This window comes from Psychrobacter sp. CX18, assembly GCF_057396215.1.
Genome location: NZ_JBXYJH010000015.1, coordinates 40,352 through 58,208, shown reverse-complemented (window position 1 = coordinate 58,208; position 17,857 = coordinate 40,352). Strand labels below are relative to the sequence as shown.

Sequence of the window (17,857 nt, the reverse complement as noted above, 5' to 3'; positions counted from 1 at the left end):
AACTAAGGACTTATATTTGATTTGGCTAACAGGGAGTGTTGCATTTGCATTAATGTTAGCCATTTTAGAGTTGCATCCTAATCAACTTGCCGCTATAAGTCTCTCTGTTGGAAGTCGAGCAGATAGTGAACGTTGGCAGGATGCCGCCAATTTATTAATTGCCTTGCTTATGGTGATGGCGGTGTTGCCTTATTTATTTAGGCGTCGTCTAATAAGCTTTAATCTATTTGGCTTTAAGCAATTAAAAGTTAACCAAATAAAGAAGCAATTAAGATTTTGGCATCGTCGAACACCTCCTGCCTCACCTATATCTCAAGACCAACGTCACGCTATCACCTCGACAAAGCCTGTCATACCCTTAGCATTCTTAATGAAACTTACAATGGTTATAACCTTCTGGGCTGCTGTATTGTGCAATACGGTAGCCCACCGTCTATACGCCATTGAACATTCTCCATCCAAAATGCACTATGTTGAGGCTTTGGTCACCCCGATAGGCTTAAGTGATAAACGTTTAGACACACAGCAAGATGAAGTAGAGCAAGGCTATCGGCAACTGGTAACGCTTAGCGATATCAAAACTTACTCTCAGCAACACTCACACTATGATAGCTTTGGGCAAGCATATAATAAACAAAGCCGCACTCATGAAACGAATCAGCTCAACAATCCCTTCGAGTCTCAAAACAGCCTAAATACCAGTTTGGCCCCTCATTCCAGATTAACGGAGCAAGGGCAGCAAAGCGTTAAAGATTTAAAGATGGATATCGACACTACAATAAAAACCAAAGCAGACAAATATGTAGATAAAAACAGTAATGTTGATGACCCATTCCCACCAACTATGATCGTTATGTTGCAGTCCTTTGAGTCGGAAAATAAAGCCCTCAATGAATTGGCGGTCAATCAAAGTCGGCGTATGAGACTGGTACTAAGTCCTTTAAAAGTTTTAGAGCGTCACCGTGGCAATAATCAGTCTAACCGTACAGAAGAGTTTGATGAGTATCGTTGGTTGAGTAGTCGACATGCTACGGCCAAAGCAATTCCTTTAAAAGTTGACTTTAATCAGCTAACAGAATCACCAAACCTAACAGTAAGGCAAAAGATAGATCTCAAGCGCCTCACGTTTCGCAGCCATTTTCTTAAACTACAGGCATCTCATTCAAAGTTATCTGCAGATACCGCTCAAACTAAAACTGAATTAATAAGTGATGAAAAATCAGCTTTAAATTCAAGTTTTAACTCTCATCTTAAGTCAGAGTCTGAACTCAAATCAGAATCTATTTTACGGTTCGTAACAGATGACAAAGAGAAAGCAGAACCTAAAAGTCATGATCACAATCAGTCGATTGCCATTACCTTAAGTTTATTGACCGGTGATCGTAGTTTGATTACAACAGAGATGACAGATTTATATCGCTTTGCAGGAATATCACATTTGTTGGCGATCTCCGGTACTCATGTATTGTTTTTAGCAATGTTATGCGCAACCGCTTTTACATTTTTAATTTCAAAGGTTGCGCCCAGTATTTATAGAGGGATACCGCGCTGGCAATGTGCCTTTGTCATCGCGGTAGTGGCTGCTTTGTTATACGCCGTTTTTGCAGGTTTTGATGTACCTGCGGCTAGAACGGCGTTTATGTTAATACTGGTTGGCTCTGTTAGGATGTTGTTGGCGGTGGCTCCGGTATTTAAAGTGTTGTTGGTGTTGGCACTTGGGATGGTGTGGGTTGATGTGTTTGTATTATGGCAGGCAGGATTTTGGTTATCGTTTATTGCAGTGGCAGTATTGGTCGCTTACAGTAAGCGTTGGGAGCGGCATGACCATCATATCGCCCATAGTGTAACCCGGCCAATCAATCGCACAATAAGTAGGCTTCAAAGCTTTAAAAAGGCCTTATTTAACTTGTTTAAGCTACAAATGTGGATGTCTTTGTCTTTATTACCCCTCAGTTTATGGCTATTTGGCAAGGTGTCTTTATGGGGTTTTGTTGTCAATTTATTTGCCATAGGATTGTTTGGATGGATTATTGTCCCTTTAAATTTACTGGCTGGTGTGTTGTATAGCTTAGCGCCCTTATCACCTTTATTATCCTTTACATCGTCCATTGCTGATAAGATATGGCAGATAGACTTTTGGATATTGGATAATTTCCATGACGTGTTGATTAATTTGCAATCTATATTCCAGCAATCAGGTTGGATATATAGTGACATAAGCTTACCGATACTGATTTTGATATTTTTAGCGGCATTACCCCTGATGCTTCCTAAAGGCGTATTAAATCGTGTTGTCAGTATTGCACCATTAAGCTTGATTGGGGTTATTGTATTCGCAAATGCAAAAACGCTTGAAGGCTCTGTCCAAATCCGAGTCATAGATCCTAAAATATCTTTAGACTCTCATACTATCTCATCCACCTTGATTCAGTATAATCATCAAGCATGGTTGCTAATGTCCGCTTACACTAAGGGCTATAATGCCAATGATAACTCTGTAGATAGGCTATCAGATGAAGATATTCTACATCTCACGCAAAATTTTTACGATGCACTTAAATATCAAAAGATCGATGGACTAACGGGAGTGATTGTACAAACGTCAACTCCTGAGCTAGCTTCTGTCGTTGCCAGCTTACGTAAGGTGCTGCCGATATCCCAATACTGGCAAGCAGGGTTATCTGCAAATAGAGCAAAGGTAAGTAGGTTACTAGGTGATTCAAATATAGCCGCACAAAGCTGTCAGGAGGGTAGAGCTTGGCAAACACCCAAAAAATCGCAGATAAAGAACGATACTCTATCTTCATTCAGTCTTACTGCAATCACAGGGTGGGAGGATATAAATGATCCTTTAGTGTGGGACTGTGCAATAGAGATTACTAGCACAGAGGCTGTTGAGTTACTGCATAATACTCAAGTAAATAAGAATCAACTTAGTAGGACTACTCTCGCATCAAAAATAGAGAGCAGTACTGATTTGCATAAAGATGATATACATATTGAAAAGTTTAAACACCTAACACCTAAAAAGGGTGAGACTGATGAAACCAACTATGTGATACTATCTAGTAGTGCCAGCAAGTCCCTAATTCAGCTTTGGAATTTAATATGTTCAGGGAATGAGAGTGCTGAAAGACCACACTTGCTGACGCCTTCACAAGCCTATATGGATGACAATATGATTAATAGCTTACGTCCATATACATGGCATATCTTAGATCAAGATATAGAGGCTGCAAACTCTAAATTAAAACAATCACACCTATATTGGGCGCAACATTTTGGCATAAATGATTAAAAATCTACTATTCATTAGTATTAGACTGCTAATAAACTCTAATGACTAGTACTGAGTGCTTAAATATTTCCCCATTAAACCATTTAACAATTGGAAATAATTCACCTTAATTATTTACAGAATTACTCCTGACAAACAAGCGTCGTGTCAGGTAGAGTTGTATTTTGCAAATAAATTATGGTTATACCTAAAAAGAATAGTATTTATAATAATTTCATAGTTGATTTTCTGTGACTATTGATGTATATGCTTAATACCTGTTTAATCTTAATACGTAAAATACTTAAAAATTACTTTAATTAATTTACTATTGATAATGGGCTTTAATTAATAAGCTCATTCTTAAACTAAGCACTAGACCTGTTTTATTAAATTAAGTTGTTAAAATTCAAACGCAGTTAATTTGTAATCATTCATTAACAGTTAGAATAAATTTATCCAAATATTTTTAATTTATTTTAACTTCATTTTCTAATTTAAGTAGGACGTACTTTTTATATGTCAAACTGGCCACCAGATCCTGATAAGGTTCCTGATAATAATCAAACCCCAAAAAATCCTGAAAAAATGACGCCCCAATCTCCCCGTATGCCCGTCACAGCTGGCGGCAGGGAATGGCATCTACTCGAAAAAACCCTATTGGCTAGTATAGAAGAGCAGCGCCGATCGCGTCGATGGCGTATGATATCTAAGCTACTAACGTTGGGTTTTTTACTGTTAATTACCTTTTTATTAGTGAAAGGTTGCACACCCAATGATAGTAATATGACCACGGTCGATGTGAGCAAGCCTCATATTGCAGTTGTCGATCTGCAAGGGGTGATTAGCGCCGATGACCCGGCAAATGCCTATGACGTGAGCACGGCTCTAACCGAAGCTTTTGAAGCGAAGGGCTCTAAAGCGGTCGTGTTAAATATAAACTCACCGGGTGGCTCGCCTGTGCAGTCTGATGAAATATGGCAGACAATGATGACATTGCGCAAAGAGCACCCTAATAAGAAATTGTATGCTGTCATTGGCGATATGGGAGCGTCAGGCGCCTATTATATAGCCTCAGCCGCTGATGAAATATATGTCAATCCGTCGAGTCTTGTAGGCTCAATAGGTGTGATAATGCCAAGTTATAATGTTGAAGGTCTGATGGATAAGATTGGCGTAAAAGATGCTACCTTAACGGCGGGCGAGTATAAAGATATTCTAAGCGTCAGCCGCGACTTAAGCGAGTTTGAAAAAGCGCATGTTAAGAGTGTCTTGGATAATACGCACAAACATTTCATAGATGCGGTGAAACAAGGTCGGGGTAATCGATTAAAGAATCCTGAAGAAAACAATCTATTTTCTGGATTATTTTGGACAGGAGAGCAGTCAATCAAATTAGGCTTAGCCGATAAAGAGGGTAGTCTGATGACCCTTGAGAAAGAGCTAAAAATCGATGAGGTTATTAATTATACGCCTGTAGATCCGTTACAAATGTTCCTCGAGAATTTTGCTGTAAAAATGGGCGCAGGGATTGGCTCTTCGATTGAAATGAAGCTTCTACCTCAAGAACAATCAACTGCTGAGATGAGATAAGTCCAATTAAGTTGACTTCATAAGATGTGGAGTCAGCTTTTTTGTTTTTTCGTTCATTATCGTTAACAGTTGCATGACTGGTAGCGTCAGAATTTAAGAGGATCATATTAGGATGAACAGCACTAACCTTAATGTAGATCTATCAAGTTTGCCTGTCTCTAAATTAACTGGCAAGCCAGTCATTCACTTTGCCCATGCTAATGGTATGCCTAGTCAGGTATACCAGACTTTATTTGACGCTTTAGAAGCGGACTTTACCATCGAATATATTCCAACTTTAGGGTTCGATGAAGCAGGAAATGTTGCTTATCACATAGACAATCATTGGAAAAGTCTTACCCAGCAGGTGATAGACAGCGTTCAGGCGGTTTATAAAAAGCATCAAGTCGCGGTCATCGGGCTTGGACATTCATTGGGTGCTCTATGTACCTTAAAGGCGATGTACCGTAAGCCGAAGCTCTTTTTGCAGTCGGTACTTATGGACCCACCCATTATCTATGGGCGAGATAATTTGCTTTGGCATTTATCCAAACTTGTCTCTCCCAAAACAGTCGATAAGATGTCACCGGCAGGTATTTCTAACAAAAGACGGGACATATGGGACAGTCGTAAGCAGGCGAAAGACTTATTACGTCCAAAAGGTTTCTTTAAAAACTTTGACCCTCGTACTTTCGATGATTATATTGAACATGGCTTAAAGCAATTACCGAATGGTTCTATCACGTTAACCATTCCCAAGGATACTGAAGTTGCTGTATTTAGAACCAATCCGTCATTGTTTTGGCTTACACCAAATAAACCCCCTAAGAGACCTGTAACACTAATCATAGGGGATAAGAGCCAGTTTTATGAACGTAGATTTCCACAAAAAATAAGAAAGCGGCTTTCTATCCCTTTCAAATTACATCCTGGTGGACATATGTTTCCCTTAGAGCATCCTGATTCTGTTGTTCAAATGATAGTAGCAACGATTGCTGAACAAGCATAATATAGCTTTTAAAGCATCTTTTAATTTAAGCACTGTATTATTTAAGCGCTGTATTATTTAAGCACTGTATTATTTATGCATAGTTCAATTCGCCTTTGGTCTATGATTAGACTGGCTTGATAAATCTTGACGTCAGCTAATATCGTCCTTCTGTATTGATTTGATAGGTAGTTATTCTTTTTATAATGAACAAAATTCAACCCAACAAGCCAGATTCTATAGAGTATATGACAAACCAAACGTCGAAGCTGTTTTCAAAGGCAGGTGCAGTTGCGTTAATTTTTGGCTTCGTAGGGTTGTTTTTTATTCTTCAATTAACGGGGGTCTATTTATTTGCCCCTTATGTGTTAAACGATCCCTCCTTAACACCCTTGCAGCGATTTGGTATGGGAGGTATTAATGGTACGGTGACAAGCTACACCATGTCATTGACGTTTGCAGGGATTGTGACCATCACCTATCTCATCGTTAAATTACGTTTAAATCACTTACGCTCGAATTATCACTCTATTGGAGAGAATCTCAAGGTCAGAGACTATTTGGCAATACGCTCCTTTCCTCTTCATATTGGTGTGGGCGTAATGGGTCTATGGCTCTTATTTATTATCGCCACTGAGTCTGCTAACTATGTGTTAGATCAAGATCCGACAGACTTTGTGGACGCGTTATACTTTAGTGCTGATCCCAAATGGCTGCTCATCGTGACGATGGTAGTAATTGCCCCGATTTATGAAGAAGTCATATTTAGAGGTATACTGTGGTCTGCGATTAAAGAACAATTTGCCGATAAAAAAGGGGTGTGGATTGCTACTATTATAACCAGTCTCATATTTGCAGTGATTCATTTGCAATATGACTTATATGAGATGAGTGCTATTTTTATTCTTTCTTTGTTACTAGGCTTTGCTCGCGCTAAATCACGCTCTCTTTTACTGCCTATCCTCATTCATATTGTAAATAATGCAGTTGCTATGTGGCTGTACTTGATAGTCAATTAACCTCATCAATAATTTTAGAGTGTGTGTTTGGCAGTTGAGGAGAGCTCAACGTTCAATTCTTACATTCCTAAATTCTTATATGACGAACCTTATATGTACTAAATTGTCTATGTACTAAATTGTCTATGTACTGAGTGGTCTATATATTGGCACAATTTATGTTTTGGCATTCTCAATATAGCGCAAGGTTTGCTCGCCAGCCTCACGTATTTGCTCCACACTAAGGGTTTGTTTACCACTTAACGCCTGTCGCCACTTGCGCGCTCCTGGCAACCCTTGGAATAAGCCAAGAAAATGTCGGGCAATAGAGGGTAAGGGCTCACCTTTGATGACCTCCTGTTCTAAGTAGGGATATAGCTGTTGTAATATCTGCTTTCGAGTAGGTGGTGTCTCACCCCATAATTGTCTAGCTTCTGCTAATAAGTATGGATTTTGATAAGCGGCACGACCAATCATGACGCCATCCACCTGTTGAAGATGAGCTTTTATTTGATCAATGGTAGTAATGCCGCCATTAATTTCAATATTGAGACTCGGGAACTCTTGCTTTAGGCGGTAAACATCCTCGTAACGAAGTGGCGGAATTTCGCGGTTTTCTTTCGGACTCAATCCTTTTAACCATGCAATACGGGCATGCACGATAAATCTCTGGCAACCCGCCTCAGCACTGGCTGTCACAAAATCACGCATAAATTCATAATCATCATAGTCGTCTATTCCGATACGGTGTTTAACGGTTACTGAAATATCCACTTCTGCCTGCATGTGACGCACTAAACTTGCTACAGTGTGCGGTTCTGCCATCAAACAAGCGCCTATTTTATTATGCTGAACTCTATCAGATGGACACCCTACATTGATGTTTACTTCATTAAAGCCACGTTTTTGCGCCTCAATCGCACAGTAAGTCATCTCTTTAATATTCGCACCACCCAGTTGTAGCACCAAAGGGTGTTCGCTGGGATCAAAGCGCAGTAGTCGATCGGTATTTCCATGAATGATAGCACCCGTAGAAATCATTTCTGTGTAGAGATAGACATGAGGATTGAATAGACGGGCAAAGTAACGATAGTCGCTTGTCGTCCAGTCAATCATGGGCGCAACCGATAAGCGCTTATCTCTCATATTGAAGAGCGTCGTGTTGGCGGACTGAGGGTCGATCGCATTATTCTGATAAGTCATAGTTTTTTTGAGCTATTTAAGTAAAGGGTAGGTGCGTTTTTTGTAATAGGTTTAGCCATTAGCTATAGTTAGCCGTATATTGTTTTATAACTTAAGAGAGTCATCTAAGTTTCGAAACTTCGGTAAACGATAAATATACAGCCCAATGATAAAAATTAATAATCCAACAAAGGTGATGTATAAAGCAGGCGAGAAGCTAATAATATTGGTGGCATATGCCAGACTAAATGGCAAAACTGTGCCGACAATGGCATACATGAAATTATAAGTTAACGACACAGCAGTAACTCTAATCTCAGTTGGAAATAACTGTATTAAGATAACCGTACATAAACTCATCACACCGGTGCAAAATCCTAAGATTGCATACATAAATAAGATATAGGCGCCGCCGCCATTTTCTAAATGATAATAAAATGCTAACGCTTGAAATATGAGTGCGAAAGAACCGATCATAAGCGCTTTACCCGCACTGCTTTTGTCAGCTAATAAGCCAAAGAAAACACATCCTAATATCAAGAAAAATAAGCCTAAGTTTTTTGAGAAGCTTAGCATTGACTCATCGATACTAAACTTCATTGAAATGAGTTCAGGTAATAGCAGGGCAACAACGATCGTTAAGCTTGCAAAAATAAAGGTTAGTATTAGCGCTAAGAATATAGCATTAAATCGTTTAAATATTGGGGCTAATTCAACAAGCTTGGGTATAAAATGATGTTTATTTTTTTGGTTAAGATATATCGGAGTTTCCTCCAATGTGTGCCAGAGCAGCAGGCTGATAAAACTTAACATAGCGCCCCAAACAAAGGGGATTCTCCAACCACTTTCAATGAGTTGGGCTTGAGTATGGGTGCTATTGATAATCTCAAAAATAAAAATGGATCCTAGCTCACCAAATACAAAACTTGCAGTAACGATGCTAAGATACGTCGCCAAATTGCCTTTAGGCACATGCTCGGCAATAAATACCCAGCCTAACGGAGTATGGGCCCCAAAGGCCATACCTTGAATCATCCTTGCACCAAAGAATAATATAGGGGCAAGCATGCCAACTTGTGCATAGGTTGGTAGGCAGGCAGTAATTAAAGCCATAATGGCAATGCCAGATGAACTCATCAATAATGCTGGCTTGCGGCCCCTAACATCCGCATAACGTCCTACCAGCATGGCGCCTATAGGACGGGTAAGATACCCTGCCATAAATAAGCTTAATGCTTGTAATTTCATCAAAAGCGGATCTTCATTTACCGGAAAAAAGGCGGCGCTAATAATATCTGCCATAAAAAGGTAAATTAAAAAATCAAAAAAAGAAACAGCATTCCCAAAGCAAATGACCATGACTTGCTTAGTGGATACTGTGCTTTTATCATTCGATAGGGCTACAAAAGGCATAATATTATCTAATAGTAAAAAAACATGTGAAAATGATGTTAGTGCTATTTTAGTATTTCAGTCTGATAAGCATTCGAAGATCTAAAACTAAGGTTACAAAAGCCAGTCAATAGGCATATACGACAGAATTTTAATCCAAAAGGTATCTGAAAAATCAGTAAATGGCTCTTTGTCATAAATAACTAACTGGTTATTTTCAATAGTTTGCCATTGAAGACGGCCTTTATCCGTTAGCACTAGCTTATAAGCATTAGAAAGTATGTCATCGCTAATAGCATCATGTAATTTAGCGGTCAGTGCGGCATCTTCAATGACAACGCCCAACTCAGTATTTATATTGGCAGATCGTGGATCAATATTATAGGATCCGATAAAGGTATGCGTGTCATCAACCGCAAATACTTTAGCATGTAAGCTGGTCGAGGACTGTGTGCTTGTCCGCCAAACCTTGTTTTCTCTATCTTCTTCTGCATTGGCTTTTAACTCATATAGCTGAATACCGGCTTTTATCAAGGGAATACGCCATTGTGCGTACCCCGAATGCACCGCAGCGACATCCGTGGCATTAAAAGAGTTGGTCAATATAGTCACTTGTACCCCTTGTTGAGACAGCTTTATTAAAGTGTCTACCCCTTCTTTGGTAGGTACAAAATAAGACGAAACAATCGTTAATTTATGGACTGGTGTGCCAAGTAAGTTTCTGAGTTGAGTGACAAGATGGGTCTGCGGGTTATCATCGTTAATTAATTTATCAACCTCATCACTCATAAAAGTTATAGGAACCCAACGAAACGGCACCTTTTTATTAATAAGATCGATACCCACTGTCGATTCTTTAAGGGCCTGATTATAATTGGACAAATCAACAATGTCATCTAAATCCTCTAATTTGGTAGGCGTTATTTTATTTAATAAACGAATAAAGTCTATTTTATTAATTGAACCATCTTCCATTAAGAGCGAGGAGCTACTCACTAAGATGTCATTGACTGAAGCGCTATTGACTGAGGAGCTATTTAACGAGGGGTTATTAATTAATAAGGGGTTATGAACTAAGGTCTCAATATCATATGAGACATCAGAGCGCCAATACTGCTCAAAGCTTGCGTTAATATCAGTCACAACGTCACCAATGAGTAACACGTCAAGATCAGCAAAATGACTGCTGCCTCGGTTGACTTCGGCGCTCACATTGCGACTAAGGGTAGGATGACTTAGATACTCATCACCCACATTACGACCCCCAATGATGCTTAACTGCCTATCAAACGTCATGCTTTTATTGTGCATACGATGATTAATACGGCGCAGATCCGTCAAGTAGTTTAAAGCGTGCAACTTGCGATGTGCCATTGGGTTGATAAACCGTACCGCTATATTAGGGTGACTGGCAAAACTTAAAAGGAGCTGGTCTAATTCAGCATTACTATTAAAGTCATCTAGCAGTAAGCGAACGATAACGCCGCGTTCAGCAGCTAACCATAGCTGCTTTAATAATAATTGTCCTGCTTGATCGTTATGCCAAATATAGTATTGAACATCAATACTGTTACTTGCCATATCCGTCAAAATACTACGTGCAGCAAAGGCATTGGCCCTAGTGACTATCGGATGATAGCCTGATAAATTAGGATGAGATTGATTTTGCTCGTCTATAGACTGTGATAGCTGACTATTGTTTGCATTGCGCGTGGTAGAAGCGATCGCTATATTATTCTTATAAACTGTGTTAGATAATAATTGCGGTGGTCGATCAGAAGTCGTCGATGCAGTATCGTCAGTTTTAAAAATGCGAGTATCTTTAGTGCTATCAGTATTATGAGCGGTATCTGTATCAGTAGTGATCTGTGTATTACTGTTATTGTCTAAGCTATGATGCTCAAAGTTAGTGTATTGGTCGGTTGGCGCTAACTCTTGTGTCAGCGGTTGTGTCTCTAACGACTTATTTGATAGTTGTTCTTTTTCAAACAACTGATTTTGAGCATAGCGGCTGTCTATTAGCTTAGTAAGTTCAATACTTTGTGGAACATGAGGCTCTTTTGGTAAGGTACTGCAAGCGGTAATCCATATGGAGATCAAACAAAATACGCTAAATTTAAATAAGCGTAGGACACTTGATAAAGTGTTCATGCAAGCGTTCATGCCGCTGTCAGAAAGATCAGATAGACAGTCAATTCTCTTATTAGCCATAACAGTATTTCTAGTCATTTAATGGGGTCTTCTGTTCTTAATACTGTCTATTGATGATTTAATTAAAACCCTAATATATTCGAAAGGTGACTCACAGTAAGATTACCCTAACAAGGTTTATATCAATGTTTAGTCAGTTTTTCAGTCGGGTCTATATTCAGGACTTCACTAGGAACTTCAGTACGGTCATTAGTCAGGTCATCAGTCAGATGGTCTTCAATAGTGACGCCACTCATCATTTCATAAAATTTTGCAAATTCTGAGAAGTCGGCTTCACCGGGTTGATGCTGATTGCTAGCTGCTCTAATTAAGCTTGCAACTTGTGCCATTACGGGCGCCGGTACTTGTTTAGCAGTTTGTAGATCAATCGCGATACCGCAGTCCTTGGCCATTAAATCTATAGTGAAGGTTTTTGGAAAGGCACGATTGACAATGCGGTCTGGGAGGGTAGCTGATGTGGCAAAGCTCTGACCACTTGCTTTATTAATACAGGCCAAAGCGTTGGTTGGATTGACCCCGTGTGCTTTGAGTACAGACAATCCTTCTGCCGCTGCCCACGCATTTATGGCAAATAGGGTATTATTAACTGCCTTGACGGCGAAGCCAGCGCCGCACTCCCCAACATGGACAATGAAACCTGCAAAACATTCAATAGCAGGCTTAGCATAGTTTAACGCGGCTTCATTACCGCCAACCATGACGGTTAAAGTACCGTTATCTGCGCCAACCGTTTGTCCTGACACTGGGGCATCTAAGAAGTCGCAACCAACGCTTTGCAACATTTCTTGACTGGCCTTAGCCTGGTTAGGAACGCCACTGGTGCAGTCAACCCATACACTATTTTCAGTAAGATGAGGCAGCGCTTCTTTAATGACCTGATCGACGACATCACTGGTTGGTAGACAGGAGACTATAACATCAGCAGTGACCGCCTTTTCTAAAGGCACTGCAATTGTACCGAATTGCTGAGCATGATCTTGAGCTTTATCAAAAGATCGGTTCCACACCATCACAGTCTCAAAGCTGTTGACTAAGTGTTTCGCCATGTGATGACCCATCGCACCAAGTCCGATAAAGCTGACTGATTTGGGGGACGAACTTTCATATTTAGGGATCATGGTGCGCTCCTGATTGTATAGTGAAGGGTATCGTGTCTTAGTGTGTCTCATCAAACCTAAATTAAAATAGACACTATAATTTGACTAAAAATTTAAACGCGGGTTTCGCTATAAGGCACCACACGTTAAACAATGTGCAAGCTATAATATGACTATATCATTTAATAATAAAGTTAATGTATATTGTAATTTAAAATGGCGACACTTGCGATTAAAAGGTTAGGCCGTATTCTCGATAGATACTCTTGCGTAGGACTTATGCCGCATTCGTTGCTACTTGCACTCGGTTGCCTTGTAACCATTTTAGAATTCTTTGACTATAAATAAATCCTTAATAAATAACCGTCTAATAAATAACCGTCAGTTGCCGATCAAAGCTTAGATACTTGTTATATTTGAGTAAGTCCTATGGCGTTTAAATGAGTCAAAAAGGCTAAATCTTGTTATCTTGTTATACAGACCCTAATTAAAATCAAATAAATCATTAATTTATTGTTAAAATAGCGTATTTTATATCGTATATCATTTATTAATGACTAAAACCTACTTTTAACCCCTAAGACTTATTAGCTGAAAAACTATGACAAACACCTCACAAACCCATACTGATACCCATAACTCTGATTCAAAACCTACGAGTAGCGCTATAGACAACAATCAAGTAGATAACCAACTAGACAAAAACTGGTCTGATGATGCGCTCGATTTAAGTCTCGATTATGCAATGCAAACCATGGCAGTGCGAGCGGGTCAACATCGGACGGATGAAGGTGAGCATGGTGAGCCAATATTTACCACAAGCTCATATGTCTATGACTCTGCCGCTGATGCTGCCGCCCACTTCAATGGGCAAAAAACCGGCAATGTCTATTCGCGTCATACCAATCCGACAGTACGTACCTTTGAGCGTCGTTTGGCGGCTTTAGAAGGGGGCACACGGGCTGTAGCGACCGCGTCAGGCATGGGTGCAATCATCACCATGTGTTTGGCTTATTTAAAACAGGGCGATCATATTGTCGCCGCCAAACAGCTTTTTGGATCTTCAGTAGGTTTGTTTAATAACTTCATGGGTAAGTTTGGGGTGAGTATTACTTATGTGGATTGCTTTGATAATGACGCCTGGGCCAATGCAGTTCAGGCTAATACGAAATTGTTTTTTTGTGAGACACCAAGCAATCCTTTAGGGCAAATTGCAGATTTAAAAGCCATTAGTGACATTGCGCATGCTCATAATGCCATCTTTGCGGTGGACAACTGCTTTGCCACCCCTGCCATTCAGCGCCCACTCGAGTTTGGCGCGGATGTGGTCGTACACTCTGCGACTAAGTATATTGATGGTCAAGGACGCGTCTTAGGCGGTGCCTTGGTCGGAAGTGAGGAGCTCATGCAACAAGCATTCGTCGTGGTAAGATCTTGTGGTATCAGCATGAGTCCATTTAATGCCTGGGTGTTTGTTAAAGGGCTTGAAACCCTCAATTTACGTATGCAAGCGCACTGCGATAATGCCAACAAAATTGCAGCGTTTTTGGAGGCTCATCCTAATGTAGAGAAGGTGCATTTTTCAGGTTTAAAAAGCCACCCGATGCATGAGTTGGTTAAAAAACAACATCACCGTGCAAACTGTTATGGTGCTATTATGGGCTTTGAAGTCAAAGCGGTCGGCGAGCATAGTATGCAGTCTGCTGCGTGGCATGTTATCGATAATACAAAGATGGTGTCTATTACCAACAACTTAGGCGATGCAAAAACCACCGTCACTCATCCCGCGACGACGACTCATTTTAGAATTTCAGCAGAAGCCAGAGCTGAAGCAGGGGTGACGGATGCGTTGATTCGACTCTCTGTTGGCTTAGAAGATGTGGATGATATTATAAAAGACTTGGCTCGAGGGTTAGACAGTCTGGGATAATGGGTCACAACTGTAATGGGTTCACACACTTTATTAGGACTTACGCAAAATCTAAATAGGGTGGCGACTTGTAATCATTTATATGCGCTGGCTGTTCAGTGGTTCCAGAGGCGCTATAAATAATCCCCAGTCGCCTGTAACTAGCTGAAATAGTCGCTACTGCGTAAGTCCTATTTGTAAAAAATAACTTATCGAAAGCGGTTTATTGAAAAGCATCCTTATTAAACTGAAGGCTGGCGTTGTGACACACAGCTAAACCATAAGTCCTTAGACAGCTTGTCCGCTTATCAGTATAATGTGACACTAACACTATCGTTATTGATACTTTTAAGCCTAAAACGATCACACATTTTACAGGGATATAAGACGCAGGTCTCATCCCTTTATTTTACAACACTGTTATTTAACAAAATTTTTATTTAACCAATCTATTAGTCAAGATTAGTCAAAATTTAATTCATCGATAATTTAAAGAGGGTATTATGAATATTCAAGCATTGATGCAACAAGCACAAACCATGCAAAAGCAAGTTGAAGCCAATGTTGAAAAGGCAAAAAAAGAGCTTGCTGATAAAGAAGTTCAAGCTGAAGCGGGTAATGGTTTGGTAAAGGTCACGATGACTGGCCGTCATGTGGTCAAGCGTCTTACCATTGACCCAAGCTTGTTAGAAGATGAGCCGGATATGATTGAAGACTTAATCGCTGCCGCTATTAACGCTGCTGTGACCAAGGCGGATGAGTTATCTGAAACCACGCTAGCAAATGCCACCAGCGGCATGGGTCTACCACCAGGTATGCAAGGTTTGTTCGGTTAACTAACTGTTTGGCTAGCTTTTGAACAGCTAGTTAAATAGTGATACGAAGATAGGTTGTTATATTAGATTAAGTGTAGAATGGGGTGGTAATATTTAAATTACGCCCCATTTTTTATAGTGTCGTCTATTATTACGTTACCTTTAATAGAGTTCTCTATTATAGAGTTGTCTATTATTGTGAAAAGCTTAATTGAAGCTGAGTTAAATTGAATGAGTTAAAATTTAAAAAGGTGATTGATTGTTAACCGAAAAATTTGATAATTTGGTTAAGCAGCTGCGTGTACTACCCGGTGTTGGTCAAAAAACGGCTCAACGTATGGCATTGCACTTGCTTAATGGTAAACGGCCACAAGGTGCAGCATTGGCTCAAGCGCTAGATGTTGCCATGCACGATATTATCGAATGTCGTCAATGTCACTCGTTTAGCGACCACGAAATATGTCCGATCTGTCTTGACCCTCGGCGTGATGATAGTGTGTTATGCGTGGTTGAAACGGCTGCTGATGTCATGGCGATAGAGCAAACCGCAGGTTATAGGGGTCGCTATTTTGTATTGGGCGGACATTTGTCGCCTTTAGATGGTATCAATGCCGATGATCTGAATATAGATCAGCTGGTCAATCTGGTCAAAACAACGCCAGTTGAAGAAATTATTCTAGCCACCAGCACCACGGTAGAAGGGCAAACCACGGCTCATTTTATAAGTGAAGCCGTACGTCGTCATGTGGGTAAGGTGACCCGTATCGCGCAAGGGATACCAATGGGCGGAGAGCTCGAATACTTAGACAGTATGACCTTATCGCAAGCTCTACAAAATCGCTCGTAAGCTATTTTAGTAACCTAAACTTCTTTAATAATCCAACCTTCTTTAATAACCTAATCTTCGAACCTATAAAAAAACAAAACCGTTGACTCAGTCAGAGCAAACTTATATGTCAAATCAAGCAACCCAGTCTTTTCAATCTCAAAGCGCTTCTAACCCTCAAAGCACAGCAAACCAAACATCGTCTCCTTTAGATGATAAAAGTGCCAAAGAACCCAAAACAGCCACTATTAATGACCCCAGTCAATTGCTCGATGTTAATGTCATCAAGACACAACTTGAGTTAGCGGAAAAATTACCTGTCAAATGGGTAACTGACTTTGATTCGTTAGAGAAGTGCCTTGATGATTTGGAAAACCATGAGCGAATTGCATTAGATACTGAGTTTATTAAACGCAATACCTATTTCCCTATTTTAGCATTGATTCAAATAAATACAGGGGAGACGATATACTTAATTGATGCGCCTAAGCTTGACCTTACGGAGTTTTGGGTCGTATTAGAGGATATGCCCACTATGATTTGGCATGCTTGCGGCGAAGATTTGGGGATATTCTACCTGCTATCAGAAAGTCCGGCGTTAACCAATGTGTTTGATACTCAGATTGCTTTATCTTATCTCACCGGTCAACTACAGATGGGCTATCAGCAAGCCTTGGGTCAGCAGCTTGATATTCGGGTTGAAAAGGGCGAGAGTCAATCAGACTGGCTGGCCCGACCTTTGACTCATGATCAAGAAAGTTATGCCATCGATGATGTGCGTTACCTGTTAGCGCTATATGATATTTTGCAACAACAACTGCAAAAAAAGAACTTACTAGACAAGGTGGTAGAGGACTGTCAGCTCTATACCAAAGAGCTATTTGAGTCCGCCAATATCGAAGATGATGCCACCTATTTAGCGATGGCAGATTTCCGCTATACGGGTGAGCAGCTGGCAGTATTGCAAGCCGTATCAAGCTGGCGTGAAGCGTTAGCGAGAGCGACTAACCAGCCTAAAACCTTTATCTTAAAAAAACAAGCCGTGCGAGATGTGGTGGTTGAGTTGCCAACGACGATGAAACAGCTGACACAAAAGACCACCATTCATCGCAGTATAGCGCGGTTATATGGGGAAGAGTTACTCGCTGTGATTAATCAGGCGCGACAGTTACCGGTTGCGGAGCAGCCTGGGCGTATATTGCCCCCTTATCGCTCAAAGGATAAGACGGTTTCAAAAGCTGTGAATCAAGCGGTTAAAGCCTATGAATCAAAAACGGGCGTGCCTGCGAATGTGCTGATGCGCAAAAAATGGCTGACCCAATTGTATGAAATGGTCGCCTATGATCTGCCTATTGAGACGTTGCCAGAAGGCTTAAAAGGCTGGCGTAATCAGTGGGTGATGCAGACACTTATTCCGTTGATTGAGTCTCATAAGGTCGCTTTACAGCAAGGCATGCAGGCGCAAGATGAAGACTAAAGTCAGTACGTAGAAAGGGTTGTAATGCGCTTTTTATTGCTCTTTTTATAGTTCATAAATTTGGAGCTATTCCTGCTTTTCGCTGCTATCTCCTTGACTGAGTAAGGCAGATG

At 40.4% G+C, this 17,857-nt stretch carries 12 protein-coding genes; 8 read left to right on the top strand and 4 right to left on the bottom strand.

Translation table 11 applies throughout. The features are described from left to right. Window positions 1-16: 16 nt before the first annotated feature. The 4 genes from AC2SLT_RS11835 to AC2SLT_RS11820 all read left to right on the top strand — a co-directional run bounded on the left by AC2SLT_RS11835 (window position 17) and on the right by AC2SLT_RS11820 (window position 6,856). Window positions 17-3,298: a ComEC/Rec2 family competence protein gene (locus tag AC2SLT_RS11835; RefSeq protein ID WP_486547858.1), complete on the top strand. Its 3,282-nt coding sequence runs from the start codon at window positions 17-19 to the stop codon at window positions 3,296-3,298. Window positions 3,299-3,796: 498 nt separating this feature from the next. After that, entirely contained in the window at window positions 3,797-4,870 is a 1,074-nt protein-coding gene (gene sppA / locus AC2SLT_RS11830) for a signal peptide peptidase SppA (RefSeq protein ID WP_486547857.1), read from the top strand. Between the two features lie 112 nt (window positions 4,871-4,982). Beyond that, window positions 4,983-5,858 carry an alpha/beta fold hydrolase gene (locus AC2SLT_RS11825; protein WP_486547856.1) on the top strand — a complete coding sequence of 292 codons (876 nt, stop codon included), beginning with the start codon at window positions 4,983-4,985 and terminating at the stop codon, window positions 5,856-5,858. A 227-nt stretch (window positions 5,859-6,085) separates the two neighbouring features. Beyond that, on the top strand, window positions 6,086-6,856 hold the full coding sequence (locus AC2SLT_RS11820; protein ID WP_486547855.1) for a CPBP family intramembrane glutamic endopeptidase: 771 nt from the start codon (window positions 6,086-6,088) through the stop codon (window positions 6,854-6,856). 156 nt (window positions 6,857-7,012) lie between these two features. Here the strand turns inward: AC2SLT_RS11820 and dusA are convergent, their stop codons facing one another. The 4 genes from dusA to AC2SLT_RS11800 all read right to left on the bottom strand — a co-directional run bounded on the left by dusA (window position 7,013) and on the right by AC2SLT_RS11800 (window position 12,789). Beyond that, on the bottom strand, window positions 7,013-8,038 hold the full coding sequence (dusA, locus tag AC2SLT_RS11815) for a tRNA dihydrouridine(20/20a) synthase DusA (RefSeq protein WP_486547854.1): 1,026 nt from the start codon (window positions 8,036-8,038) through the stop codon (window positions 7,013-7,015). Window positions 8,039-8,122: 84 nt separating this feature from the next. After that, the gene (locus AC2SLT_RS11810) at window positions 8,123-9,430 is read right to left on the bottom strand and encodes an MFS transporter (protein WP_486547853.1); all 1,308 of its coding nucleotides are present in this window, start codon (window positions 9,428-9,430) and stop codon (window positions 8,123-8,125) included. Between the two features lie 93 nt (window positions 9,431-9,523). Continuing rightward, a complete protein-coding gene (locus AC2SLT_RS11805) occupies window positions 9,524-11,638 on the bottom strand; it encodes a phospholipase D family protein (RefSeq protein WP_486547852.1) in 2,115 nt (704 codons plus the stop codon). Window positions 11,639-11,742: 104 nt separating this feature from the next. After that, the gene (locus tag AC2SLT_RS11800) at window positions 11,743-12,789 is read right to left on the bottom strand and encodes an NAD(P)-dependent oxidoreductase (RefSeq protein ID WP_486547851.1); all 1,047 of its coding nucleotides are present in this window, start codon (window positions 12,787-12,789) and stop codon (window positions 11,743-11,745) included. A 673-nt stretch (window positions 12,790-13,462) separates the two neighbouring features. On the opposite strand from AC2SLT_RS11800, the gene AC2SLT_RS11795 reads away from it, so the two are divergent. The 4 genes from AC2SLT_RS11795 to AC2SLT_RS11780 all read left to right on the top strand — a co-directional run bounded on the left by AC2SLT_RS11795 (window position 13,463) and on the right by AC2SLT_RS11780 (window position 17,744). Continuing rightward, entirely contained in the window at window positions 13,463-14,647 is a 1,185-nt protein-coding gene (locus AC2SLT_RS11795; protein WP_486547886.1) for an O-succinylhomoserine sulfhydrylase, read from the top strand. 479 nt (window positions 14,648-15,126) lie between these two features. Beyond that, window positions 15,127-15,462: a YbaB/EbfC family nucleoid-associated protein gene (locus tag AC2SLT_RS11790; protein ID WP_486547885.1), complete on the top strand. Its 336-nt coding sequence runs from the start codon at window positions 15,127-15,129 to the stop codon at window positions 15,460-15,462. 238 nt (window positions 15,463-15,700) lie between these two features. Then, window positions 15,701-16,288 (top strand): recombination mediator RecR, encoded by a 588-nt coding sequence (recR, locus tag AC2SLT_RS11785; RefSeq protein ID WP_486547850.1) that lies wholly within the window; start codon window positions 15,701-15,703, stop codon window positions 16,286-16,288. 106 nt (window positions 16,289-16,394) lie between these two features. After that, on the top strand, window positions 16,395-17,744 hold the full coding sequence (locus AC2SLT_RS11780) for a ribonuclease D (protein ID WP_486547849.1): 1,350 nt from the start codon (window positions 16,395-16,397) through the stop codon (window positions 17,742-17,744). The last annotated feature ends 113 nt before the right edge of the window (window positions 17,745-17,857 follow it).

Bases quoted from the DNA above. Each gene is read 5' to 3' on its own strand.
- sppA (WP_486547857.1), top strand. From the start codon at position 3,797: ATGTCAAACTGGCCACCAGATCCTGATAAGGTTCCTGATAATAATCAA.
- AC2SLT_RS11825 (WP_486547856.1), top strand. From the start codon at position 4,983: ATGAACAGCACTAACCTTAATGTAGATCTATCAAGTTTGCCTGTCTCT.
- AC2SLT_RS11820 (WP_486547855.1), top strand. From the start codon at position 6,086: ATGACAAACCAAACGTCGAAGCTGTTTTCAAAGGCAGGTGCAGTTGCG.
- dusA (WP_486547854.1), bottom strand. From the start codon at position 8,038: ATGACTTATCAGAATAATGCGATCGACCCTCAGTCCGCCAACACGACG.
- AC2SLT_RS11810 (WP_486547853.1), bottom strand. From the start codon at position 9,430: ATGCCTTTTGTAGCCCTATCGAATGATAAAAGCACAGTATCCACTAAG.
- AC2SLT_RS11805 (WP_486547852.1), bottom strand. From the start codon at position 11,638: ATGACTAGAAATACTGTTATGGCTAATAAGAGAATTGACTGTCTATCT.
- AC2SLT_RS11800 (WP_486547851.1), bottom strand. From the start codon at position 12,789: ATGAGACACACTAAGACACGATACCCTTCACTATACAATCAGGAGCGC.
- AC2SLT_RS11795 (WP_486547886.1), top strand. From the start codon at position 13,463: ATGCAAACCATGGCAGTGCGAGCGGGTCAACATCGGACGGATGAAGGT.
- AC2SLT_RS11780 (WP_486547849.1), top strand. From the start codon at position 16,395: ATGTCAAATCAAGCAACCCAGTCTTTTCAATCTCAAAGCGCTTCTAAC.